This window comes from Aquimarina hainanensis, assembly GCF_042684685.1.
Taxonomy (GTDB): Bacteria; Bacteroidota; Bacteroidia; order Flavobacteriales; family Flavobacteriaceae; genus Aquimarina; species Aquimarina hainanensis.
Window position 1 is genome coordinate 234,911 of the sequence record NZ_JBHULX010000048.1, and the last position, 24,433, is coordinate 259,343.

Below are 24,433 nucleotides of genomic sequence, written 5' to 3' on the forward strand. Positions count from 1 at the left end.
AATTATTTTAAAACAGAAAATTCTATGGAAGAATCAGAATATACACGATGTGTTTGTTTGGTATAGTCTGATGCTTTTGCTTTGAAGATATTCGGTACAAATGTCTGTGGATTCCGGTCAATTAATGGGAACCAAGTACTTTGAACCTGTATCTGTAATTTATGACCTTTTTTTATGGTATGATGGACATCTTGTAATTTTACAGTCACTGCTGTTTTTTTATTCGGGACAAAAGGTTCCGGCTTACTAAAATCATTTCTAAAGCGACCTCTCATCACTTCACTTCTAACCATTAAATGGTAATTAGACATTTTCAGGTATTCTTGTGTTTCTTCCGTATCCTTGGCATCCGGAGGATATACATCAATTACTTTTACAACCCAGTCTGCATCTGTTCCTGTTGTTGCTACCTGTAGTTTAGCCAGGATATCTCCGGACAGGGTCATATCTTCTTCCATAACTGGAGTTTCATATACCAATACATCTGGTCTTCTCGCAGCAAATCGCTGATCATCTGTCATATATTTTCTGGGAGTAAACACTACTTTTATATCCTCAGTATATGGAACAGGTTTAGCTGGATCACTTATAAACTCAGCAGGTGTAGTTCCTGCAGTAGCTCCTAAGTTTCCTTCTGCTGTCAAATAAAATGTCTTTTTCTCTGTATTTTTTGGAGGCCATACATCAAAAGTATTCCATTCTTTTTTTCCTGTATCATAAATTTGAATCTCAGGTAATCCAGTGTTATGGCTTCCATCGCCTTTCAGAAAGTGATTAAAGAATTTTGTTTCTACATTTTTTTGATAATTCAGCGATAGGTCATCTCCAAAATAGACATTTCCTATTGCTTGTCTCTTTTTGTTCCTTGCCCAATCTCCATGACTCCAAGGTCCGAAAACCATGGTATTATAATTCGAACTTTTCTTCTCTATATTTTTATAGGTCTCGAAAGGACCGTACAAATCTTCTGCATCAAAAAGCCCTCCAACTACCATTACTGCTGGCTTAATATCTTTCAAATGCTGGATAATTCCTCTTTTTTGCCAAAAATCATCATAATTAGGATGTTCTTTTATCTGATTCCAGAAAACATTATTCGGTTCATAATGTTTTTCCAGATTGGTCAAGGGACCTGCATCCAGGAAAAACTGATATTGATCCTTTGTTTTTATATCTGGCAACGTATACCATGCCTCTTGTACCGGTTTTGTTTTCTCATGTCCAAACAGAGGTGTTATTTTCCAATAACTAAGTAAATACGCTCCATTATGATGGAAATCATCAAAAAAGAAATCTCCAATACACGCCTGAGGAGAAACTGCTTTTAAAGAGGGATGTGCATCTAGTAAAGAATACGTCGCATAAAATCCAGGATATGAAATTCCCCATATTCCTACTCGACCATTGTTATTTTCTACATTTTTCACTAACCAGTCTATCGTATCATACGTATCACTCGCTTCATCAAACTGCTTCCCCTTTTTGTTAGGGATATACGCTCTCATATTATCATACACTCCCTCACTCATCCATCTTCCTCTTACATCCTGGTATACGATGATATTTCCTTCTTTCATCAGGAATTCATTCGGTCCTATTTTTGATCGAAACTGATCTTTTCCATATGGTCTGGAACTATATGGAGTTCGTGTCATCAAAATTGGATATTTTTTACTAGTGTCTTTAGGAGAATAGATAGTAGTATGAAGTTTCACTCCATCCCTCATGACAATATCCACTTCTAATTTAGTGTAATTGTCTTTTACTTGGTACGTAGCTTTATCCTGTGAATAAGCTGTAATACTGATTATCAGAAACAAAGCTGATACCAGTTTGCTGGTAATGGTTCTCATCGATATGCATTATTGATTATGTCGGAAGATAAAAAAAATGGTACGACAAGAACCTTCTTATTAAGGAGATTTTAACAAATAGAACGTTTATTTAGGATACTTCTTGATGCCGCTTTCTAGCCAATCTAAAAACACTGCTGCATCTGATGTATATCCTATAGGGTCATTCAGGTTGTTTTCCTCAAGATCAGTTAATACATAATATGGCTGTGCATTTGCTTTATACTTTCGAATCTGGAAATCACTCCATTTATTCCCTATTGTTTTTATCTTTTTGCCGGTTGTCTCTGATATGTATTGTTCATCTTTTGGTAATTCTTTTTTATAATCTACGTAAAGAGAAATCATTACGACATCACAACTCAGTAGTTTTAATACTTTCGGTTGCACCCAAACGTTTTCTTCCATCTTTCTGCAATTGACACAGGCATAGCCTGTAAAATCAATCAATACAGGTTTGTTTACTTTTTTTGCATAAGCCAATCCCTTATCATAATCTGTAAAAGTTATGATATCGTGTTCTCCGTATTTTGCGCCTTCTGGCAGAGGAACTCCACTAAGCACTGCACTTCCTTTTGAACTTCCTACTCCATAGGGTGATTCACTATAGCTCAAAGGAGGAGGAAAACCACTGATTAACTTAAGAGGTGCTCCCCATAATCCCGGAATAAGGTATATTGTAAATGTCAATGTTAGTATCGCTAATAATAATCTCCCTACCGATATCCGTTCTATGGGAGAATCATGCGGCAATTGAATCTTTCCTAATAAGTACAGCCCCAACACTCCGAATATCGCTATCCAAATAGCTAAAAACACTTCTCTTTCCAGCCAGTGTAATTGTAACACTAAATCAGCATTAGATAAAAACTTAAAAGCGAATGCCAACTCTAAAAACCCTAAAAATACTTTTACTGTATTAAGCCATCCTCCGCTTTTGGGAAGTGAATTAAGCCATCCCGGAAACAATGCAAATAATGCAAAGGGCAATGCGATCGCCAGAGAAAACCCCAGCATTCCCATAATTGGAGCGACTCCTCCCTTAGAAGCAGATTCTACGAGAAGTGTTCCTACAATAGGTCCTGTGCAGGAAAAAGAAACAATCGCCAATGCCAATGCCATAAAGAAAATTCCTACCATCCCTCCTCTATCGGCTTGTCGGTCTACTTTATTTGCCCAAGAATTAGGCAACATGATTTCAAATGCTCCTAAAAAGGAAATTGCAAAAATGACTAATAAGGCAAAAAATATAAGATTAAACCAAACATTGGTGGACAATGCATTCAAGGCATCTGCTCCAAAAATTCCGGTAACTACAGATCCTAATGCTACATAAATAACAATAATAAACAATCCATACAATAAGGCATTTCGAATTCCTACAGCTCTATTTTTACTTTGCTTCGTAAAAAAACTAACTGTCATTGGTATCATTGGAAAAACACATGGTGTCAACAAAGCAGCAAACCCAGAAAAGAAGGCAATAAAAAAGATACTCCACAATCCTTTTTTCGAGCTTTTTTCAGTTGTTTCAACTTTGTCTTTTTCTGCTCCAGTACCTTGATTGGAAGAAAACGGCAATGAGTTTGTTTTTATCTCCTTGGGGGCTTCTTCTTTTATTTCCGAAGATTCATATTCAGCTGCTTTTATCACACGCCCTTTTAGAGCAACGAGATCAAACAGAAAATACCTGTTCTCGTTAATACACACTTCTTTGCATACCTGATACTCTATCTCTGCTTTTATATAGCGTAGGTTTTTATCAGTTACTTTTATTTTTTGCGTCAATATCGCTTCTATCTCAAAATACGTTTCATCGAGCTCAAAAACCTCATTGTACGAAGTCTTTGTTTTGCTTTCTGATGCTTTTCCTATTCTTGCGAAACCTTCTTCTTTTGGATACACAAAAGAAAGTGGGATTGGCGCTATTGCATCTTCCGGATAGCCTTGCTGCGAATATACATGCCATTCTCTTTCTATATCTCCAGAAAAAACCAGACTGTATATAGAGTCATTTTCTTTTTCTACAGCAGCATTCCAAATCACCGGATCATGTATTTGTCCAATTCCCAGGTGGGAGATAAACACAAAAGTCAGGAGTAATAAAAACCTCATAAGCGTATTGTTATTTTTAGTATTTGTTTTGTTTGGGATGTTATTCTAAACCTATGATCAGCTCTGTAATTCACTACCCAGACGATTTCTTCTTCTGATCCTGAACACAATAACCAAACATGTTCTTTTTCTATTAAAGATAATTTTTCATCTTTAAAATATTTACTCAGCTTCTTCTTCCCTCTCATTCCCAAGGGATAAAAATAGTCGCCTTCTTTCCATTTTCTTACAATTAATGGATATTTTAACTTTTCTTTATCAAGGTAGACTGTATTTAGGGCTGTTTTATCAATTTCCTTAACTTCCTCAAAACGCAATGTTCCCGAATCAATCATCACGACCCTTTCTTCTTCGGGAATTTGATATGTTTTATTGGCTACTTGCCTTTGTATGGGCGTTATTAATAAGTTGTCTCTGTTTTTTAGCAATCGATGTGTTTCTGAAAACAGTTGTTTTCCTGATTGAGCAGATAGCATTCCTACTACATCATCCCAGGAAGTAAATCCATATTCTTTAAATAAAAAATACAGATAACTTTTGGGGTTTTCCATTAGTAAAAAGGGGGCTACCGGTACTTTTATCACACCTGTATCTTCGTATACAAATAACTGTTCTCTGATTCCTGCTACCTGATCTTTTATAAATGCACTGCTTTGTTGCAAGTATCCAAGTGTTTTCTCTACATTCTGTAATAATTGTGGTTGTATCTCTTTGAGCTGTGGAATTACATCATGTCTTAGTTTATTTCGGATGTATTTAGTACTGGCATTACTACTATCTTCTCTCCACTGAAGTTTATTAGTAGTAGCATATTGATGAATTTCCTCTCTGGAAAAAGGCAATAATGGACGAACATACACTCCATTTATAGCAGGAATTCCTGTAAGTCCATCGATCCCAGTTCCTCTGGATAAGTTTATCAAAAAAGTTTCCAGAGAATCATCAGCATGATGTGCTGTAGCTACCCAGGTATATTTTGTGTCTTTAATTAAAGTTTCAAACCATTCGTATCGCAATGCTCTGGCTGCCATCTGTATGGAAACTTTTTGTTCCCTGGCATAGTACTCTGTATCAAAAGAAGTAGAAAAAAATGGAATATCTAATCGAGTAGCATTATTTTCTACAAACAATTCATCGACATCACTTTCATCCCCTCTCAATTTAAAATTACAATGAGCAAGAGCTATATCAATATGCAACTGATTACACAGTGATGTTAATACCATACTATCCAATCCCCCACTACAGGCAATGATCACTTTTTGTTTTTTAAAAAAAGGAAGGGTTTTATCGATATGATTTTTGAATCGTAATAACAATGAACTCTTAATTTTAGATATGATATGGTTCCCAAAGATACGATTTTGTCAAGCGATAGCAATCTGAAGCATGGCAACGTACTAAATTCTTCCTCCAAACATAGTATAATTGCCTAATTTTCACTATTTTTAGATTCCCCTTAAAACCTGCATGATTATGAATGAACAAATGGAACGCCAGAAAAATTCGCTGGCTAAGAACGAATTTGGGTTTAATAAGAAGCTTTTAGCGATTCTTCCTCACTTAACCCCCTATGTGAAACATCGTCTTTATATTGCAGAAAGTACTGGGATTCTTCCCAGAAATATGTATTGTGCTGACGATATTATTGATGAGGCTATTCTTCTTCTTCATGAAAGTACTGCAGACATCAGTCTAATTGACCAACTCTCTTTAGAACTAAAGTTATTCCGAATTAGCGGCATCTTGCTAGATGAACTCTATGCCAAAGAAGGGTGGCATCAGCAAAATATCAGTACCAGCTTTCTACTAAAAAATGAATTGCAAAAATTAGAAGAGTGCTTTACCTCTGACAGTGATAAGCATCTAATCATGGATGAAGAACTCAACGATATTTGCTACCATCAAAAACCGGACACCAAACAGTCTTTTGTTTATGACGATACAGATTCTCTTATGCTAAGTATTATTGAACCTGAAGCCTCTACTGTACCTATCAAACAGAAATTACTGGGCCATTTTTACAGCTGGTTGCCTCTGGAAACTTCTAAAATTGTAGATCTATTCATATTTGGAAAATTAAATTTCGAAGAGATCGCTATTGTTATGAATACAACAGCTATTGAAATTAAAGAAACCATTATCCATATCCGAAAAAGTTTCAGAAAACATCTGGTTTAATGTTTTAATTCGATGACTCCAACACTTCCCGCATTGCTTTTGCTTTGATCAGGCATTCTTCATATTCTTTTTCGGGAGTTGATTTTGCCGTGATAGCTCCTCCTACCGTGTATGAAATGTAAGCAGCTGCCTCATTGTAAAGAATACTGCGAATAATCACATTAAAATCAAAATCTCCTTCGGGGCTAAAATATCCCACAGATCCGCTGTACAGTCCTCTTTTTGCACTTTCTAATTTCTCAATGATTTCCATAGCAGATATTTTAGGTGCCCCTGTCATACTTCCCATAGGAAAGGTCGTTCTGATCACATCGACAGGAGAAATCGAAGGTGATACTTCTGATACCACTGTAGAAATCATTTGATGTACCTGTTCAAAGCTATATATCTTGCACAATTCTTCTACCTGAACGCTTCCTTTTGTTGCTGTCCGGGAAAGATCATTTCGTACCAGATCGACAATCATCACATTTTCTGATCGTTCTTTAGGATCGTTTTTCAGTTGTGTTATCAACTGCATATCTTCTTCTTTATCTGCTGATCGCTTAGCAGTTCCTTTTATCGGCTGTGAAATAATTTTTTGTCCTTCTTTTCTCAGGTATCGCTCCGGAGAAGCCGACAATAAATAGTTACTTCCCATTCGGAAATAAGTAGCAAAAGGTGGTGCTGAAATCGCATTTAATCGTCTGTATGTATCCAATGGATTGATACAGCTGTTCTCTGCGTAAAATTCCTGACAGAAATTTGCCTCGTATATATCACCACGATGGATATGCTCCAACATGGTCTCCACTTTCTCTTTATATACATCTTTGGTAATCCTAAGGCGTATTTTTATTCGTTCACAACTGGAAGTAGTATTGTTATCTATCGTTTCTTTACTAATTGCACATACCTCAGAAAAGTCTGTTTCCATCTCATCTTCCGCCATTCTAAGGTACGACATAGTCACTTCATTACCTCTGATAAAGTACAATCGTTTGGGCTGAAAGAAGAATAACTCAGGAAAATAAAGATAATCTGTATTTTTAGAGGATAGTAACTCTGTATCATTTTTAAGATCGTATGATAAGTACCCAAAAATCCAATCAGAGGTAATCCCCTGATACTCTTTTAGTTTATCAAAAGCTCCCTGATCATCTGTTTTTATGGATGTAAAAGCATCTACTGCTAATACGGCATCATAACTACCGTATTGCTGTGCATATTGATTCGAATCCAACCAGACTATCTCATCAAACTGTTGCGCCCAATAAAGTAATTGTTCTTTAAAATTATCTACATCTTCTAATGTATAGCTTTTAATACTACGCACTGCTTAGTTAATTTGTTGAGCAAAAGTAGTGAGAACTTCCCTTAATCCCAATAAAATCATTTCATCAGTAAGTTGCTTTGATTCGGTATCGTAGTTTGCATAAAACGAAGGAAAACTAAAATGTTCTATAATCTCACCTCCGAATCTGGGCAATAGCTGCTTACAGGTTTCTAATGCACCTGTTCCTCCTCTTTGCCCCGGAGAAGTACTCATCAATAATATCTTTTTTCCTGCCAGAAAATTGCGATCTACTCTGGACAACCAATCGATTACATTTTTGAAAAAAGCACTTAACGTACCATTATGTTCATTAACTGATATAATTAAATAAGTAGCTTCGGAGATTTCCTGTCGTAGTGCCAATGCCATTCCCGGAAGCCCATTCTTTCTTTCATAATCTTCACTATACATAGGCATCTCATACTGTAGTAAACTAATAATTTTGGTTCCTTCTATCCCTAATTCTCTCACTACAAACTCCACTAACTGATGGTTGATTGACTGGCTGTTATTAGAGCCGGAAAATGCTAACATGTTTTTCATATATCTATTGATTATCTCAAAGATAAGGCTTGTTTTTTAAACGATATTTTCTGTGAACTTGACTTGAGGACAGTATTAATATCAAGAAGCATCCATAGTCTCCAAACTCATTTGGATTGCCTCTTCGAGCAGAGATGGGGTACTCCCGGGACCTATGGTGAGTAACTTAGTTCCTGTAACAGGAATTCCATTAAAAGGTCTGATATGTATTTCTCCGTCTGGTTTTCGTTCAAAATATGTGTATCCTTTTTCATTATTAATCTGCACACACCCCTTCACTCGCAATATATGTGAAGGCAAGGCATTGCAAATCGAATAAATACTCGCTATTCCTGGTAACACTGGCACATCTGCCGAACAGGAGGACCAATGTGCTTTTTGATGCACTAACTTTGTTGGGGTGGCTGTTGATGGCAGGAGTTCAGGTAGTAATAAAACCTCCAGTGCCTCCATAGGAATTATTGTTGCCATAGGGGCAAGAGACTCCAGTTCTTTGATCACGATATCCTGCCTTTGTTTACTTGTTTTTTCCAGATGTGTCAGAACAATCAGGGAAGATACCTGAACTTGATTTGCTTCCAGTTCATTATGCTCTCCTCGCTGTTGCCAATTCTTTACATCTACCACAGATACCTGTATAGGTGGTAAAAAACGTTCCTGTAATCCTACCCCCAAAAACTCCATAAGAGCACATGCATCTGAGGTTCCATTTGCCTCTATGAGTGTAACGCCATTGGTTCGTTCTGGGATTCTATTCACTAAATTCCTAAGCTCATTAATCCCACTACAACAAATACAGCTTCCTGTAAGAGCATTCACCCATTTTGGTTCAATTTGTTCTGCAAACTGCTGAGCATCCAAATGGGCATTTTCATAATCATTGAGAATAATATAAGGCTGCCAGGATTTTTCAATAAAATTGGTCATCAAATATCGCAGCAAGGTTGTTTTACCTGCTCCTAAAAACCCCACAACTGTAATAATAGCTTCCATATTTTTTATAAAAAGAATACAAAGCTAGTAAGAATCTTGTTAGAAACCTTAGCTATATTTCCTTTATTAAACGCTTCACCTAGTCGATATTAAAAAAGCATATAAATCATTAAGAACAAAACCAATATCAGGTATTGGGATTTCTGTAAATCGCTCTTGGGTAGTCTGACATGCGTATGGGTCTTTTTTGTAGTTCATTCAGTGCATTCTTAGCAATCCATTTTGCAGTGGGGGTAGTCGATTTTATTAAGGTATTAGCTACTTCAATGGCTTGCTTATTCAAATCTACATTCCGTTTCCCTATATTTCTCAGGGCCCAATTGACCGCTTTTTTTACATACAACCTTTCATCATCAGCTTCTCGCTCAATGAGAGGAAAAAACTGTTCGAATAATTCATTCCCGGACTTTTTATCTGCCATACAATACGCTGCCATAGTAGCAAAACCAGCCCTTTTTTCAAATTCCGGAGTTCTTTCACTCCATTCTAAAATTTTAGTAAGTGCCCATTCACTTTTGGCAAAAAGCCCCATAGAAAAGCTATCACAGATTTCCCAGTTTTCGAAAGTTTTCACCCACTTCTCCATCAATGGTTCTGTTACATCTTTTGGAGTAAATAATTTACTACATAGAAGCCTGGCTTCATAAATCCCACTATCAAACAATTGTAGCGCCAGCTTGTTATCTCTACCTATTTCTCTGGCAATCTCTTTTAACTCTTTATGGTATATCCCTAAAGAGTTATTAGACACAATACCGAATTTCTTTTCTTTAAAAACTACTTTTTCGGGATCTTGTAACTCATACAGATGTTCTATAATTTCATTATATGTCACGAATTTTTGTTTTTAATTAAGTCCCTTGTTATCTATTGTATTTTCCATTTTCAAAACACGGCATTACTCCTCTTTCGTATTAATTTTAAAAGAATTATATCGATTAAGTTTTTTTCTCCATAGTCGAGCTGTTTGATTAGAGTGCTATAGTAGCCAACAAAGCATTTTACGTATAAAAAAAATCAACCTTTATTTAAATATTCAACAGCTCTCTCTAAAACAGGGTCTTTATCAAATATATAATCTTCATATGTTTTTTTAACCAAAATATCTGGCTGAACTCCATATCCGACAAACTCTCGACCATCTGGATACGTGTCTTTTTTTGTACATATTCTAGCAACACCTCCTCCTGGTAAATTAAATAACATAGGTTGACCGGTACTTCCATACGTTGGTTCTCCTATTTTGATCATATGTTGCTGATTATCGGATGAAATTAAAAAATCCTCAGCAGAAGATCCTGTATTATTACCTATCAAAATCGCAGTAGGGATGACAACACGAGAGGACATATCTATTTTATTTTCTGTTGTATAGTAAGGGAATCTATGATAATAACTTCCTTTTGTTGTTAAATATGCTTGACGAATCAACTTTCTATTTTCTTCAGATCCTTGCAAGGTATCTTTTGCTTTTAAATTATACGCTAGTCCCCATGCTTTGAAAGTAGGCACATGTAATCTGCTTAATGACTGGACATTTTGTAACTCATTATCATTCGTTAAATACTTTAGTATTTCCATTCCGATATTTGTGTTCCCTCCTCCATTATTTCTGATATCTACAATAAGTTTTTTAGCTTTCTTTATTTCCGGTAATTGGGCAATGAAAAGCGAATCAATTTTTGGATCTCCAAAACTATTTAAACTCACATAAGCTATTTCTCCTTTCAGCCATTTAAAGTCTAGTAAACTTTTCGCTTTCTTTGGTGGATACATTTTAGTATCAGTGGCTTTCTTTACAAGAAGCTCTAAAAATATTTTTTCCTTGTTTGGTTTTTTTAAATTTAGTTTAAATAGCGTTTCTTCTGGAGCTTTTAATAACTCGGCTACCGATTGATTTTCTAGTATATGTTTTGTAGAGGTAGCAATGTAAGGTTTTACAAATGCACGGATATATTCACTCGTTGGTAATCCATTTACTTCAATGATTTCGGTCCCAACGGGTATTTCTTCCTTCTTATCCGAGTTTATTTGTGTAATAATTGCTTTACCATTAATATTTTTTAAAGAAAATTTATAGTCTCCAAATTCTCCATTAAGAATATGATTTCTAATGCCTTTTGGAAGCCATATGTTTGTATGTCCATCTTTTAGTGTTGCACAAAATTTTTGCAATAAACGATAATACTCATAATCAGTTTTAGTATTCTGTACTTCCATGAGTAATGACTTATACATTGACTCCCACGCTTTTTCATCAACCTTATCAAAGTAGACAAAATTATAGTTCACTTCGTTCCAGAATTTAGAGACTCCATATATTTTTTCAGTCTTAGAAATTGTATTTTGAAAAGTTATTTGCGCAAATAACTTTCCCCACCAAAACATACTTATAAGTATAATGATTACTCCTCTCATAATTTATTAATTTTATTCTTTTTCTATAGTAACACTATTCCTGAAGTGAATCTTTTTTAAATATCATCTTCTATGGTTACAAACCACATGATTATATGTCATTACCTGATCAATTGTTACTATAGACTAAATCTAAGGAGTATCGCTAATGTAGTCTCTATACTTTATCTTTCCCCAATACATAGGTTTTAAAAACATATCTCCAGGGAGTAAAGACTACAGGAATCACAATCAGCATAAAAGTTTGTGTCCAATCTTCTGCTTCGCTTCCTGCGAGGGTTCCGTTTTTCCATAGAGGATAAGCTACAAAAAATAACCAAAGACTTTTATACAAATACATAAAAAGCATGATTGGCAGCATTTTTAAGGTATGTATAATCCCTAAACCAGATAAAGTGGTATAAGCTGCTATAGCACACCATGCTACTGCTACCTCTGGATTCCAATCTCCTTTATGGGTAATCAATGTTGTCCAGGCTTCTTTTGCTACCAGTAAAAACATCAATAAAAAAAAGAGTTTCAATACATATACTTTTATGGGCCAAACTCCTTTATATACCGTTGATGGGCGAAAGTATTTTATAATCAATTCCATATGACATAGGTTACACAATCTCAGAACAAGTTCCGAGATTTTTGTTTGAAATATATTTTTTCACATCAAGGTGAGTTTTTGGTACCCCTGATACTAGGACAAATTAGGAGCCTACCATACCTTATTACATGTTATATATCTAGACGTAATTTTTATCAAAAAGGTTGTCTGGAGCATCAGTAATTCTTGTTTTAGAAATGTTTTTATCAATACTTAAAGAGATATTTCAAATTCATAAACAATAATATAAGCACCTATTAAAAAATAGTTAACACCTTATTCCTACTATAAAAAATACTCCAAACAATTAGCACTTAAAATTGCCATCTTTCTTTCTGTTATACTACCTCTCTTTTCTCTCCTATCAAAAGCTTATTCCCTACATATGTCTACAGTCACAAAATAAGGCTACCTTTGCAGCATTAAAAATAGATGAAGTGACCTTTAGAGATTTAAATTTAAGCACGCAACTTCTTAATGCACTGGATGATATTGGTTTTGAAACACCGACTCCTATCCAGGAGCAAGCTTTTTCTGTAGTAATGTCTGGTAAGGATGTGGTGGGAATTGCTCAAACCGGAACTGGTAAAACCTATGCGTATATGCTTCCCATTCTGAGAATGCTCAAGTATTCGGTTCAGAAAAACCCTCGTGTATTGGTATTAGTCCCTACCCGGGAGCTGGTTGTACAGGTAGTTGATGAAATTGAAAAACTAACGGCGTATATCAATGTGAGAATAGCCGGAGTATATGGAGGTACAAATATCAATACGCAAAAACAAGTCGTGGCGCAGGGATTGGATATTATAGTAGCAACTCCAGGGCGTTTATTTGATCTCGCTGCTAGTAGAGCTTTGCAATTAAAATCTATACAGAAACTCGTTATTGACGAGGTGGATGTCATGATGGATCTGGGGTTTAGGCATCAATTGATGAATATTTTTGATATTCTTCCTGCTCAACGTCAAAATATTATGTTCTCAGCAACCATGACCGATGAAGTAGATGCACTTATTACGGATATTTTTATCGCTCCGCAAAAAATATCGATTGCCAAAAGTGGAACTCCATTAGAAAACATCAATCAATCGGTCTATAAAGCACCTAATTTTTATACCAAAGTAAACCTGCTTACGCATTTACTCCAGGATGAAGAAATATTCCACAAGACATTAGTTTTTGCTGGAAATAAGCGAATAGCTGATCGTTTATTTGACCTGATGGAACAATCCCTGTCAGGGGCTTGTTGTGTTATTCATTCTAACAAAACACAAAATTACCGATTACAGAGTATTGAACATTTTAGAACGGGAGAACATCGTATCCTTATTGCTACTGATGTAATGGCCAGAGGGTTGGATATCGAAGACATTTCTCATGTTATTAATTTTGATACGCCCGATTACCCAGAAAACTACATGCATCGAATCGGACGAACAGGGCGAGCTCAAAAACAAGGAGAATCTATCCTTTTTACAACAGATAAAGAAGTAGAAGCTCTCAATGATATTGAGGAATTGATGGAAATGAAAATCCCGCAGCTTCCTTTGCCTGAAACGGTTGAGATTTCAACAGAATTAATTCCTGAAGAACAACCAAAAATCAAGGAAATTTACAATCCTCATAAACGTCCTAATGATGATGAAGCTGGTGCTGCTTTTCATGAAAAAAAGGCTAAAAACAAAAAAGTAAACCTGGGAGGTTCCTACCGGAGGGAAATCAAAAAGAAGTACAAAAAACCAAAAACAAAAGGAGATAAAGTTTTTAATCAAAAACATAAAAAGAAAAAAAAGAGATAAGATCAATGGCCTCTATTTTTGGACATGCAATGGCTACTATGGCAATCGGAAGCAGCTTCCCTAAGGAATTTAGATCCTTTAAGTTCTGGCTTCTCGGGATAGGGTGTACAATGGTACCAGATGCCGATGTAATTGGGTTTAAGCTTCACATTGCATATAATAGCTTTTGGGGACATAGAGGGTTTACACACTCCATTTTATTTGCCATACTCTGGGGGATGAGTATGTCATTTATTTTTTATCCAAAATTATCTTTCTCTTTAAAAGGCATTCTTTTTAGCATATTCTTCGCTTTTTGCACTCTTTCTCACGGAATACTGGACGCTATGACAACCGGAGGGTTGGGAGTTGCTTTCTTTTCTCCTTTTGATGATACTCGCCACTTTTTCCCCTGGCGTCCTATAGAGGTATCTCCTATTGGTGCTCGAAAATTTATCAGTATGAGAGGGCTCTCGATTTTAATCAACGAAGGCATCTGGATTGGGGTTCCTTCCCTGATATATACAACCTTAGTAATGCTGTTAAGAAAAAACACTAATCACTAACAAGAACTGATCTACAACTATACACATGAGACATCTGGCTAATGCATCTTCAACATCAAGAAAGAAAAAAAAGGTATCTATGCGACAGGCGTTTAAGACCATCATCTGGCCCAAGCGAAACCTGGTTTTTATAGGACTTTTCCTGATTGTTATTAGTCGATTGGCAGGGTTAGTACTCCCTTGGCAAAGTAAAGTTTTACTGGATGATATCATTCCTACCAGTAACTACAATGCACTCATTACTCTTTTAGTATATGTCGGATCAGCATTGTTAATCCAAGCGGTTTCTTCTTTTTTACTCACCCGAATATTAAGTGTACAGGCACAGTATTTAATTGCTGAATTAAGGGCCCAAGTACAAAAAAAAGTACTTTCCTTACCAATTCGTTTTTTTGACAACTCAAAATCTGGAGCCCTGGTATCCAGGATTATGACAGATGTGGAAGGGGTTCGCAATCTGATCGGAACAGGACTTGTACAATTAGTAGGAGGTACGTTTACTGCTATTGTCTCTCTAATCATATTGATATCTATTAATCCCTGGATGACACTGTTCGTTTTATTTCCGGTTTCTATTTTTGGGGTGATTGCCCTGAAAGCTTTTGGGTATATCCGCCCTATTTTCAGAAAAAGAGGTGTTCTTAATGCCGAAGTCAAAGGACGTTTGACCGAAACACTGGCAGGAATCCGAGTAATCAAAGGGTTTAATGCCGAAAAGCAGGAAAGCGAAGTATTTGAAAGAGGCGTTGATCGTTTGTTTCAAAATGTAAAAAAGAGCCTGACGGCCACAGCATTTATGAGTAGCTCTTCTACCTTTTTATTAGGAATTGCTTCTGCTGGAATTATGGCTATCGGAGGATATTTTATGATTCAGGGAACTATGACCACTGGGGATTTTTTATTCTTCACACTGGTATTAGGCTTTATGGTTACTCCAATTGTACAAATGGGCAATATCGGGAGTCAACTTACCGAAGCATTAGCTGGATTGGACAGAACTGAAGAATTGATGAACCTTCCTCCAGAAGAAGATCCGGAAAAAAGAACGGTACATATTGATCGTATGCGAGGAGATATTATCTTTGATAATGTATCCTTCTCTTACGAGGAAAACAAACAAGTAATTCACAATCTTTCTTTTTCGGCTCCTTCAGGTTCTGTAACTGCACTTGTAGGAAGTTCAGGATCGGGAAAATCTACCATTGCAGGACTGGCATCTTCTTTTTTAACTCCTAACAGGGGTACAGTTACTATTGATGGAATTGACTTATCTACTGTCAATTTGCAGAGTTACAGACAGCATCTGGGAGTAGTACTACAGGATGAATTTTTATTCGAGGGTACTATTCGGGAAAATATTTTATTCCCGCGACCTGATGCTACAGAAGCACAACTAATCAATGCTGTAGAAGCTGCTTATGTCAATGAATTTACAGACCGTTTTGAAGATGGTTTAGAAACCCTTATCGGAGAACGAGGAGTAAAACTCTCTGGGGGACAGCGACAGCGAATTGCCATTGCCAGAGCTATTCTTGCTGATCCTAAAATTATCATTCTCGATGAAGCAACCTCCAGCCTGGACACGGAAAGTGAAGCGTTAATCCAGCAAAGTTTACATGAGTTAATGAGAGGAAGAACTACATTTGTAATTGCGCACCGATTGAGTACCATCAAAAAAGCAGATCAAATTTTAGTCATTGAATCTGGGCATATCGCTGAACAAGGTACTCATGAAGAATTAACTAATACACAAGGCAGGTATCATGATTTATATACATACCAGGCCCGGATATAAATATAAAAAGTTGCCATAAAAAAATGACAACTTTTTACACATTACGTACAGTTTTATCCCCAATCCCTTAAAAACTACTTTGATCTAAATGTATAAAAGCAGTTTATTTACTGTATTTTTTGATATTACAGAAGGTATGAAACAATACTATAAGAAAGTCACCCTCCCTTATTTTAATCGTTTATATGCTAGACCTACCTGCATCGTTTCTTCTTCATTTTTGATGGTTTTGATCAATAATAATTCTCCCTTAGAAAATGAAACAATAGCAGTTCCTGCATAATATGAATTTACTAATTCGGTTGCAGAATTGGAGATAAATTCTCCCATAGCACCAAAATCATCCAGTTTTAGTGCTAGCTTATTTCCTTTTTCCAAATTCCATGTTCCTGGCAGAGATATACTTTTATTTATGATCTTGCCCTCCTGTTCTTCTGTATATTGCAATTCTACTTTATAGGTATTGTCTTTATTAAACAGCAGCTTCTGTTTTGTGTCAAATCCCGGAATTGCTTTTCCCGAAGACACTTCTATTGCTCTTGTCATTTCCCATTGTCCGAGTATCGTTTCTGTTTTTATCGATGTTACCTGATCATCATCACTTGAACAGGCACTGATCAAAAAAACAATAATTACAAAAGCGATATAACTGATTTTTTTTCTAACTAATTTCATGTTTAGGTTTATTTGTTATTATAATTTAATATTGAAGCGCTTCATATACATGTCGCATTGAAAGCCTCCACCCCCTATTGAACTGAAAAAAAGTCGTAAATCAATTATCACCCCTATTTAATCAAAGAATCTAACCAGTTAAAATACTTCGTATTGGTAAATGTATCCGGGTACTCATGTCCTTTATCTGCTACGATGCTACAAGTTACTTTCCCTCCTATCTTTTTTAATTTGTCACTCATTTCTTCTATTAGTCTAACATCCAACCCTGCATCTTTTTTCCCATGATAGATAAATAACGGAACTCCTATAAAAGGAGTCAAATATTTATCTTCTAAAAAATTAGGATGTTCTTCGTCCAGCCATTCATTTGCCAAATTAGGATGCCCTGCAAAAACTGCTACCCCTTTATATAGTTCGGGATGTTCATAAAATGCTCGTAAAGCTCCATACCCTCCCATAGAGAACCCTCCTATAATCATACGACTACGATCTACTGAAAACGAACTGGTTACTGCTTCTATAGCTTCTACAATATCTCGTTGTGATTCTTCATAAGCGTATGCATTATATAAATCTCTTGCCAAGGGAGCAATTTCTATAAACTTCCCATTACTCCTCGCTTTTTTTAACAAACCTTGTTCATCCCTACCGCTACCATGTAGAAAAACTAATAACGGATATTTCTTAGCCGGGTCATAGTTTTCGGGTAACTTAATTGAATACGGTTGATAACTTTGATCATATTTTGATTTAAAAGCTCTTCGGTACGGTCCCGATATCCCTTTATAGGGATCAGTTCCTTGCTTAAAAACATTGAATTTTTTTTCGAATTCTTTCCATAAATGATGTACTGACTCCCCAGATTCATATGGTTTTAATGCCCTATATTTATTTAGTATTTCATTTAATTCGAATTGCAATGTATGTAGTGATCCCATAGGTAACTTCGGTTTATTTTTCTGAATCTCTGTACTGATGTTTTCCCCATCTATCTCCGGACGAATACTAATCACGTGTTCCCCCAGTTTTTTTTCTGTTGTTTGTATCAGTACTGTATATATGCCCGGAGACATTCCTTCTAATCGAACTTGCAGGTTTTCTTTTGTCAAATTATCGCTACTCTTTATCTTATATTCTTTTGTTAATACCTCTTCTTTCTGCTTATTAAAGCAGCTAATACGAATTGTTTCTTCTACTGCCTTTTTAGCGATAGAAGCTATTTCTACGATCAGTGGCTTCCCTTCTTCTAAATTTTTCTTTCTGAGAGCTGCAATGGTGGTTGGTTGAGAAACGGTTTCAGGAAGTTGAAAGGTTATTTTCCGGTATTTTCGTTTTGGTATTTCCTCACTCCAGATTCCTTCATCATCTACTAAAGAATATCCATTGGTAATGTACCCGTGCTCCTGAGAGTTAATCCCCTTGGCAAAATAAATATTACACCCTATTTCCCCGAGAAACCAGGGATGATAGGGTTCTATATCAGACCAGGCAATCAATGCTTCAAAACCGAACTTCTTTCCTGTTGAGACCTCCTGTGATATAGATTGTGTACTCAACGGTTTAGTGACCTGATTGAAATTATAAGCCATGATTCGCTGTCGATCCCAATGATTCTTTTCTTTTGAAGGAGAATATGATAATTCATAGTATTCATCCGTCAATGAATCTTTTTTAGGCATTCCTAATAAAATTTTATACCCATCTCCCCATAGATATCCTCTTCTGTGATAATTGATACGATCCTCTGCTGTTTCTATATAGAGATATAAATGTGTAGCAGTATATCCCATTCTATAACGAACAGGGACCGTATCCGTAACCGGATTGTCAAACTGTCAGATATATGTAAACTCTTTAGATGGTAATGATTCTAAAAAGGCGTCTAATTTCCCATCAATGACAGGGGTTCTTTCTATAAAAGTAACATCATGGGAAGGTTTCGGATTATTACAGCTACAGAGGATACTCAAGCCTATAATACCAAGTATGGTTTTTATAAGATAAACATAGATAGGGCGAAAATTCAATGGTCTTATACTCATCGGTATCTTATTTATACGTTCTTTTTCTAGCGACACCCTATTCTCTTTTTTGTTACACTTTTATCATTTCATAATAGCTAATTTGATTATCGGTTTGCAGAAATTAAAAAAGAATACATCTTGGAATGTATCTGGTATTTGATTATCAAAATTTAAATCCTCTAAAGCTTCCCTTAGTTAGCATCTATTCTCCAGATACTCTCCTATATGCTTATACCGAGATCGTATATGAGTAAATAAAAACCTGTATACTTTGTTCTTTCTTTGCTACTACATGGAGTACATCAGGAGTTTTTTTAAAGATGAAGTTATTTTGACGAGGTAGTACTAATGTAATGATGGAGGTACCCTTTTAGCTGTAAATGTTTTAAACACCCAGCCTTTATAGGCTCTGATATAACATACATTAAGGTCGTCACTATTGATCCATACTTTTACGGTGTATGTTTTCCCACTATCCGCATTATAAATAGTTCCTCCAGACAGTTCTCCTTCATTATATGTCAACTTATCTAAAATAATCATACCTACAATCGGACGTCCCCGAAGTTCTTTTACCGGATTTTTATTGTCTAGTCCATTGAGATTAGAAAGTGGTTGTGCAGCTCTTTTATAAATCTTTCCATAGAACACCTGTTTCTCTTTATAAATTTCAATAACAGAACCTCCTTTGATTTCCCATTTTCCGATATAGGCTTCCTCATCAACAGTCGCGGGACACATAAAAAGGAATGGAATGATAAATAGTATGATATGCTTCATTGTGATAAACATACCAATTAAATTGGAGTATTCCCAAGATTATTATGTAATATTATTGCTAGCTATCAACATTTTTCTGTGTTTTTTTATATCAGAAAGAGCCTGTTCTCGAGAAGTTATTTCATTCTTGCTCTGCTATTTGCTTTAAATCGGGGATAATCGCCTCCCAACCTTTTAGAGATTCTTCATATCGTTTTTTTCCAGTTTCATTATTCCGAAAGTTCTCTTGCCGTAACCTAAGAATCGTTCCTTTTCCTTTGGCAATAACTTCATAAGTCATAATCAGGTAATTTGCTGGAATATCTTCTAAATTCATATTAGGATCAAACATCGAGAAAGTAACTTTCTTTCCTTGTTCGAGCTCTAGAATGTTTCCTTTGACATATACGATTACCTCTCCTGTATTTGTCTTTCCTTTCCATAGCATTGGAGCACCTACCTTCCACTCAGATATAAGTTCGCATCCAAACATGTATTTTCTGGTTTGTTCAGGATTGGTTAACACTTCCCATACTCTTTCCTGTGATACTGAAAAATGGATTTCTTTTTCTATTTTCATCTCCTTGTTTCTTTTTGTTGACATACAACCTGTCATTGCGAATAGCACTAGTAACCAGATGTATTTCATTCTTTTTATCTATTGTTAATATTGAAACAAAGATGTTTTTTTTCTTGTTTTTTAGAGGGTACTATCAGGAGAACGTCTTATACTATCGGGAGTTTTTCCAAATTCTTTTTTAAAAGCTTTCGAAAAATGCTGAGGAGAACTATATCCTATTTCATAGGCTATTTCTTTGGCAGATTTTTGTGTATCTAACAGCAGACGTTGTGCTATACACATCCGGTTATGGTGAATGTATCCAAAAATAGTTGTTCCAAATAGTTCTTTAAATCCTTTTTTTAACTTGTACTCATTAAGGGCAACTAATTTTGATAATTGGTAGATTGTTGGTGGTTCCCCCAGTTGGTCTGTTAGGATCTCCTTCGCCTCGAATAGTTTTCGTTTATCTGTATTGGTCTTAATAAAAGTATTCGATGTTTTTGCTTCGTATAATGCTGCCTGAAGAACCAGAAGTTCAATACTCTTAGATAGTAGAAATAGTTTTTTTAATTCCCCACCAAAACGACAATGTAAGATTTCGTTAATCACCTGATGTATCTTAAAGCTATTTGGTCGCCACTCATCTGACAGCACAGCATTTTTTTTGTCAATAACATTTTCTACCAGTCGCTTTAGCGCATCATTACCATGTTGCGCTATCTGGACAAAGGAATCAGGAGTAAAATTAACTCCAAATGTTTCGATTTGCTTGCTTTTTGCACATACCTCTAAATCCAGCCCATCAGAGTACATTATATTATTATGATGCCCTGTAAACGTATGAGCAGTTTGTAATTTTTGAGAGCTAAAATCATAATCCCCTTTCAATCCAAAATGTAAACGAACAGCTTCTAGCTCATTTACAGAACGGTGCTTTTCTAAAGAGGTAAAATGAATGATATTATGCGAAATCGAAATTCCTTCCAGCTCCCATTTTTGAGTAGTTATATGTCTATTGTCTGCTTTCAATATTCTCTGACATGTATACTTTCAGGATAAACCCTGAACATAGTTTAGAGTAAACATACCAATTAATTAAAATATTCCCAAACTTCCTGTATCGTCTTGTTTTTCAATTTCAATGTTTTTTATATCCGGTTATATTTTTTTTAAAAAAAGGAGACTATTTTTGTTTTATCTACATCCAAAGATCTTTTTATAAAAGCATGTAATTCTTCTTTTGAAATAGCACTCAAGATGGCTGGGAATTTTTCTAAATCCTCAATTTTTTCATTGTTAGACAAGCATTCTATTATGTAAGAGTTCCAGTTATAAATATCTGTATCAGAAACGATCATATTATGTTTTAATGCTACTCCATTTTTATAATATTTCAATTCTTTTTCCTGTATTGGAGATGCTATAATATCCTCCAACACTTGCTGAGTTATTTTTTTTGCTTTGTCGATTTTATCTGGAGTGCAATCAAAATGTATTTCTAAAACATAATTAGAGGCTGGATAACGTTTTTTTTCTAATTCTACAAAGGGAGTATACGTCATTCCATGTTGTTCTCTTAATGTCTTAACGACCCTGTTTCTTATAAGACGCTCTGTTAGAGAAATTAGTATTGTATTTCGTACCGTTGGGATATACCCGCCATATAATACAAAACTGATACTAGTGGTATTCCTTGACTTTTGATCCTTAATGATCAACTCTTTTTCATGTTCTGAATGAGTGAATAATTCTTTATTTTCCATCCGATTATTATTATGTGGAAGGTTTCCTAAATAGTTATTCAGATATGGTAACATACTGTCTTTATTAAAATTACCTGTTATAATAAACCTCCAGGAATCTGCATTAGCAAATGCTTTCTGATAAAAGTTATGCATTTGAGAAAGGTTCAGGTTTTCGAATTCCTCTTTTGTTTGTGCACCATTTCTATTAGGAAAATAGTTCTTTTTTAGCTGATCAACTTTTCTTTTGAAAGGGCTGACAATAGAAAAATGTGATGTACGTTTCTTCAATGCTTTAATTTCATCCTGAACAACAGTAGTAAACTCTTTTTCATTAGTTTTTGTTGCCGTCATTTTTATAAAAAGATACTTAAAAAACTCTTCTAACTGATGATGTGGAGTACTCGCATGTATATTCCTTTCAAATTCGGAGATGGCAAAGGAAACACTAAAATCTTTATCACTTAGATACTGTTCTAAATCTCGATCAGTAAGGTTTCCTATGCCTCCTAACTCTATATATGGTATAGTAGATTCATATTGATAATACAAACTGTCTGATATGGAAGAAGTCCCTCCCGGTGCCAAGCCTACAACTTCTATAACATCCGTTTCGCTCTTAACAGGTTTCAATACTACGTCAAGTCCATTTTTATAAGTTAACCTGGTGATCCCTAATTTCGGATAATACACAGATGACAAAGCTTTTTCTTCTTCTATTTCCGGTACTGTTAATTTCCTGTTTTTTGATGTTTTTTTTAAGGAGTTTTTTTTCCTTGCATACTTCTTTATCAAAGGAAGAATATTATCGGCATCAAGTTGTTTCTTCAACTTTCTAAACTTTTGCAAAGAAAACTTATTCTTAGTATCATCAGAAGCAGCTTGTTCGAAAAAGAGCCTCATTGTATTGGAATCCCATAGTTTTTGAGCTTCATTTTTAAAATCTCTAGAATTGATATTGGATAAAATATGGTGCTGAATAATACTGTCTTTTTTTTCTAAAAAAAAGGAACCGTTTTTATCTAAGTATTGATCTAGATACTCCTGAATATAAGTACCTGATTGTTTAAAATTATCTTCTTTATATGTTATGAATTGTTGATTTTTTTTCAAATGATATTGTAATTCATTTTCGGGAACTCCATATAGTGCAATTCTTTTAATTTCTCGCAATATATTCTTTATTGTCATTTCGGGATTTGTCTTTGGATTACAGGAAATAGTTGTGTAATTAACATCTGCCATAAAATACCCATCTGTCAACTTAAGTCCATCAATCCTTTTAGAAAATAAGGAGTCGGTCCTCTTTTGTAGAATCCTTCCCAGCATCTGATATACTATTTTTCTTCTCAATACATCTTCTGTCTGTTCTTCGCTCTGACGTTTCCAACCCCATTCTAGAAATAATCTGGAAGATGTATAACTATCTGATATATCAATAGCCATCGCCTCTTCTAAAAATTCATAGATCCCTTCATTGACAGTGCTATTTGTCCTCTTGTTCTTAATAGTTTCAAATTGTTGTTTAATTAATGAGACTGTTTGAGAAGGGAAGACATTCCCTACAACAAAAACTGCTGCTTTTTCTGGTTGATACCATTCATCATAAAAGCGACCAAGGCTTTCCCTGGTAATATTTTTTATACTGTTTTCTGTGCCAATAGGTAAGCGATATTTGTACTTGCTCTCTCCTAATCTAAACTTAAAATATTCTGATACTTTTGGCGCAACTTTCTTTTCCTCTAAAACAATTCTTTTTTCTGAAGCTATCGCTTCATTATCTAATGACAAACCGTCTAATATATCAGCAAAAAAGGCAAATGTTTCTTCTTGCATTTCCAGTGTTGCTTCTTTTGGAAATTCTATAGAGTATATAGTATATTGATAATTAGTGACGGCATTAAAATGTTTTCCTAACTGAAGTCCCTGCTCATATAGAGATGTTATATATTTTTTTTCCTGAAAACGCTTCCCTCCTTTGAAAGCCATATGCTCTAAAAAATGTGCATATCCAAGCTCCTGATCTTTTTCGTGAATAGCTCCTGCCTTTACTACTAAATAAAACAGTGTTTTTTGTAGTGGATAGGTGTTGTTTTTGATATAATATTGAAACCCATTTTCTAACTTTCCTTTTATCAACTCTTTGGATAATTTCTCCGTTTGAGCATTACTAAAAGTACTATAGCATACAATAATAAGTATCCCTGTGAGTCTATAAAACTTTTGTAAGATTAATCTATAGATGTTATAACTGCTTATTTTGAAAAAACTGTAAACCATACAGGTGAAATTTTATCTTGATTGTAGTAATCTACCTCGGTACAAGCTCACGAGATATTACATAAGAAATGGATGTTAATTCGGAGTACCCCTCTGAACACTTAGACCTCGATTATCAATTAAACAAGAGAGCTTTGTCTTTTACGGGTTTACTTATTAATGAATACTTAATTTTTTGACCTTATAATAATACAAAGCTCTCGGTACACCGTTATCTATATACGGTTAAAAACTAT

General features: G+C 35.2%; 20 protein-coding genes. 4 read left to right on the forward strand and 16 right to left on the reverse strand.

Annotation, left to right across the window (positions count from 1 at the left end):
* Window positions 1–2: 2 nt before the first annotated feature.
* From ACFSTE_RS22045 to tilS, 3 genes are all read right to left on the reverse strand, one after another.
* On the reverse strand, window positions 3–1,853 hold the full coding sequence (locus ACFSTE_RS22045; protein ID WP_176030888.1) for a CocE/NonD family hydrolase: 1,851 nt from the start codon (window positions 1,851–1,853) through the stop codon (window positions 3–5).
* A gap of 87 nt (window positions 1,854–1,940) precedes the next feature.
* Window positions 1,941–3,968 carry a protein-disulfide reductase DsbD family protein gene (locus ACFSTE_RS22050; RefSeq protein ID WP_378254019.1) on the reverse strand — a complete coding sequence of 676 codons (2,028 nt, stop codon included), beginning with the start codon at window positions 3,966–3,968 and terminating at the stop codon, window positions 1,941–1,943.
* The gene (tilS, locus tag ACFSTE_RS22055; protein ID WP_378254017.1) at window positions 3,965–5,287 is read right to left on the reverse strand and encodes a tRNA lysidine(34) synthetase TilS; all 1,323 of its coding nucleotides are present in this window, start codon (window positions 5,285–5,287) and stop codon (window positions 3,965–3,967) included. Before tilS ends, ACFSTE_RS22050 begins: the two co-directional genes overlap by 4 nt.
* Before the next feature lie 157 nt (window positions 5,288–5,444).
* Between tilS and ACFSTE_RS22060 the strand changes: the two genes are divergently transcribed.
* Window positions 5,445–6,149, forward strand: coding sequence for a hypothetical protein (locus ACFSTE_RS22060; RefSeq protein ID WP_378254015.1), 705 nt, complete (start codon window positions 5,445–5,447; stop codon window positions 6,147–6,149).
* Window positions 6,150–6,153: 4 nt separating this feature from the next.
* On the opposite strand, the gene pabB is transcribed toward ACFSTE_RS22060, so the two are convergent.
* The 6 genes from pabB to ACFSTE_RS22090 all read right to left on the reverse strand — a co-directional run bounded on the left by pabB (window position 6,154) and on the right by ACFSTE_RS22090 (window position 12,013).
* A complete protein-coding gene (gene pabB / locus ACFSTE_RS22065; protein WP_378254013.1) occupies window positions 6,154–7,464 on the reverse strand; it encodes an aminodeoxychorismate synthase component I in 1,311 nt (436 codons plus the stop codon).
* 3 nt (window positions 7,465–7,467) lie between these two features.
* Window positions 7,468–8,007 carry an NADPH-dependent FMN reductase gene (locus ACFSTE_RS22070; protein ID WP_176030893.1) on the reverse strand — a complete coding sequence of 180 codons (540 nt, stop codon included), beginning with the start codon at window positions 8,005–8,007 and terminating at the stop codon, window positions 7,468–7,470.
* 81 nt (window positions 8,008–8,088) lie between these two features.
* Entirely contained in the window at window positions 8,089–9,000 is a 912-nt protein-coding gene (locus ACFSTE_RS22075) for a GTP-binding protein (RefSeq protein ID WP_176030894.1), read from the reverse strand.
* 127 nt (window positions 9,001–9,127) lie between these two features.
* On the reverse strand, window positions 9,128–9,835 hold the full coding sequence (locus ACFSTE_RS22080; RefSeq protein ID WP_176030895.1) for a DNA alkylation repair protein: 708 nt from the start codon (window positions 9,833–9,835) through the stop codon (window positions 9,128–9,130).
* Between the two features lie 182 nt (window positions 9,836–10,017).
* Window positions 10,018–11,418: a S41 family peptidase gene (locus tag ACFSTE_RS22085; protein WP_378254010.1), complete on the reverse strand. Its 1,401-nt coding sequence runs from the start codon at window positions 11,416–11,418 to the stop codon at window positions 10,018–10,020.
* A gap of 157 nt (window positions 11,419–11,575) precedes the next feature.
* The gene (locus tag ACFSTE_RS22090) at window positions 11,576–12,013 is read right to left on the reverse strand and encodes a hypothetical protein (RefSeq protein WP_378254008.1); all 438 of its coding nucleotides are present in this window, start codon (window positions 12,011–12,013) and stop codon (window positions 11,576–11,578) included.
* 437 nt (window positions 12,014–12,450) lie between these two features.
* Between ACFSTE_RS22090 and ACFSTE_RS22095 the strand changes: the two genes are divergently transcribed.
* The 3 genes from ACFSTE_RS22095 to ACFSTE_RS22105 are packed head-to-tail and all read left to right on the forward strand — an operon-like array spanning window position 12,451 to window position 16,152.
* Window positions 12,451–13,812 (forward strand): DEAD/DEAH box helicase, encoded by a 1,362-nt coding sequence (locus ACFSTE_RS22095; protein ID WP_176030898.1) that lies wholly within the window; start codon window positions 12,451–12,453, stop codon window positions 13,810–13,812.
* 5 nt (window positions 13,813–13,817) lie between these two features.
* Entirely contained in the window at window positions 13,818–14,357 is a 540-nt protein-coding gene (locus ACFSTE_RS22100) for a metal-dependent hydrolase (RefSeq protein WP_378254006.1), read from the forward strand.
* A gap of 25 nt (window positions 14,358–14,382) precedes the next feature.
* Complete coding sequence (locus ACFSTE_RS22105) at window positions 14,383–16,152, forward strand: ABC transporter ATP-binding protein (RefSeq protein WP_378254004.1); 1,770 nt, start codon at window positions 14,383–14,385, stop codon at window positions 16,150–16,152.
* A gap of 168 nt (window positions 16,153–16,320) precedes the next feature.
* On the opposite strand, the gene ACFSTE_RS22110 is transcribed toward ACFSTE_RS22105, so the two are convergent.
* The 7 genes from ACFSTE_RS22110 to ACFSTE_RS22140 all read right to left on the reverse strand — a co-directional run bounded on the left by ACFSTE_RS22110 (window position 16,321) and on the right by ACFSTE_RS22140 (window position 24,197).
* Window positions 16,321–16,827: a hypothetical protein gene (locus tag ACFSTE_RS22110; RefSeq protein ID WP_378254002.1), complete on the reverse strand. Its 507-nt coding sequence runs from the start codon at window positions 16,825–16,827 to the stop codon at window positions 16,321–16,323.
* A gap of 113 nt (window positions 16,828–16,940) precedes the next feature.
* Window positions 16,941–18,620, reverse strand: coding sequence for an alpha/beta hydrolase-fold protein (locus ACFSTE_RS22115; protein WP_378254000.1), 1,680 nt, complete (start codon window positions 18,618–18,620; stop codon window positions 16,941–16,943).
* 45 nt (window positions 18,621–18,665) lie between these two features.
* Window positions 18,666–18,872: a hypothetical protein gene (locus tag ACFSTE_RS22120; RefSeq protein ID WP_378253998.1), complete on the reverse strand. Its 207-nt coding sequence runs from the start codon at window positions 18,870–18,872 to the stop codon at window positions 18,666–18,668.
* A gap of 327 nt (window positions 18,873–19,199) precedes the next feature.
* On the reverse strand, window positions 19,200–19,634 hold the full coding sequence (locus ACFSTE_RS22125; RefSeq protein ID WP_378253996.1) for a DUF2147 domain-containing protein: 435 nt from the start codon (window positions 19,632–19,634) through the stop codon (window positions 19,200–19,202).
* A 121-nt stretch (window positions 19,635–19,755) separates the two neighbouring features.
* Window positions 19,756–20,262 carry an SRPBCC domain-containing protein gene (locus tag ACFSTE_RS22130; RefSeq protein ID WP_176030904.1) on the reverse strand — a complete coding sequence of 169 codons (507 nt, stop codon included), beginning with the start codon at window positions 20,260–20,262 and terminating at the stop codon, window positions 19,756–19,758.
* Between the two features lie 51 nt (window positions 20,263–20,313).
* Entirely contained in the window at window positions 20,314–21,204 is an 891-nt protein-coding gene (locus ACFSTE_RS22135; RefSeq protein WP_378253994.1) for a helix-turn-helix transcriptional regulator, read from the reverse strand.
* A gap of 140 nt (window positions 21,205–21,344) precedes the next feature.
* On the reverse strand, window positions 21,345–24,197 hold the full coding sequence (locus ACFSTE_RS22140) for a M16 family metallopeptidase (RefSeq protein WP_378253992.1): 2,853 nt from the start codon (window positions 24,195–24,197) through the stop codon (window positions 21,345–21,347).
* Between the last annotated feature and the right edge of the window lie 236 nt (window positions 24,198–24,433).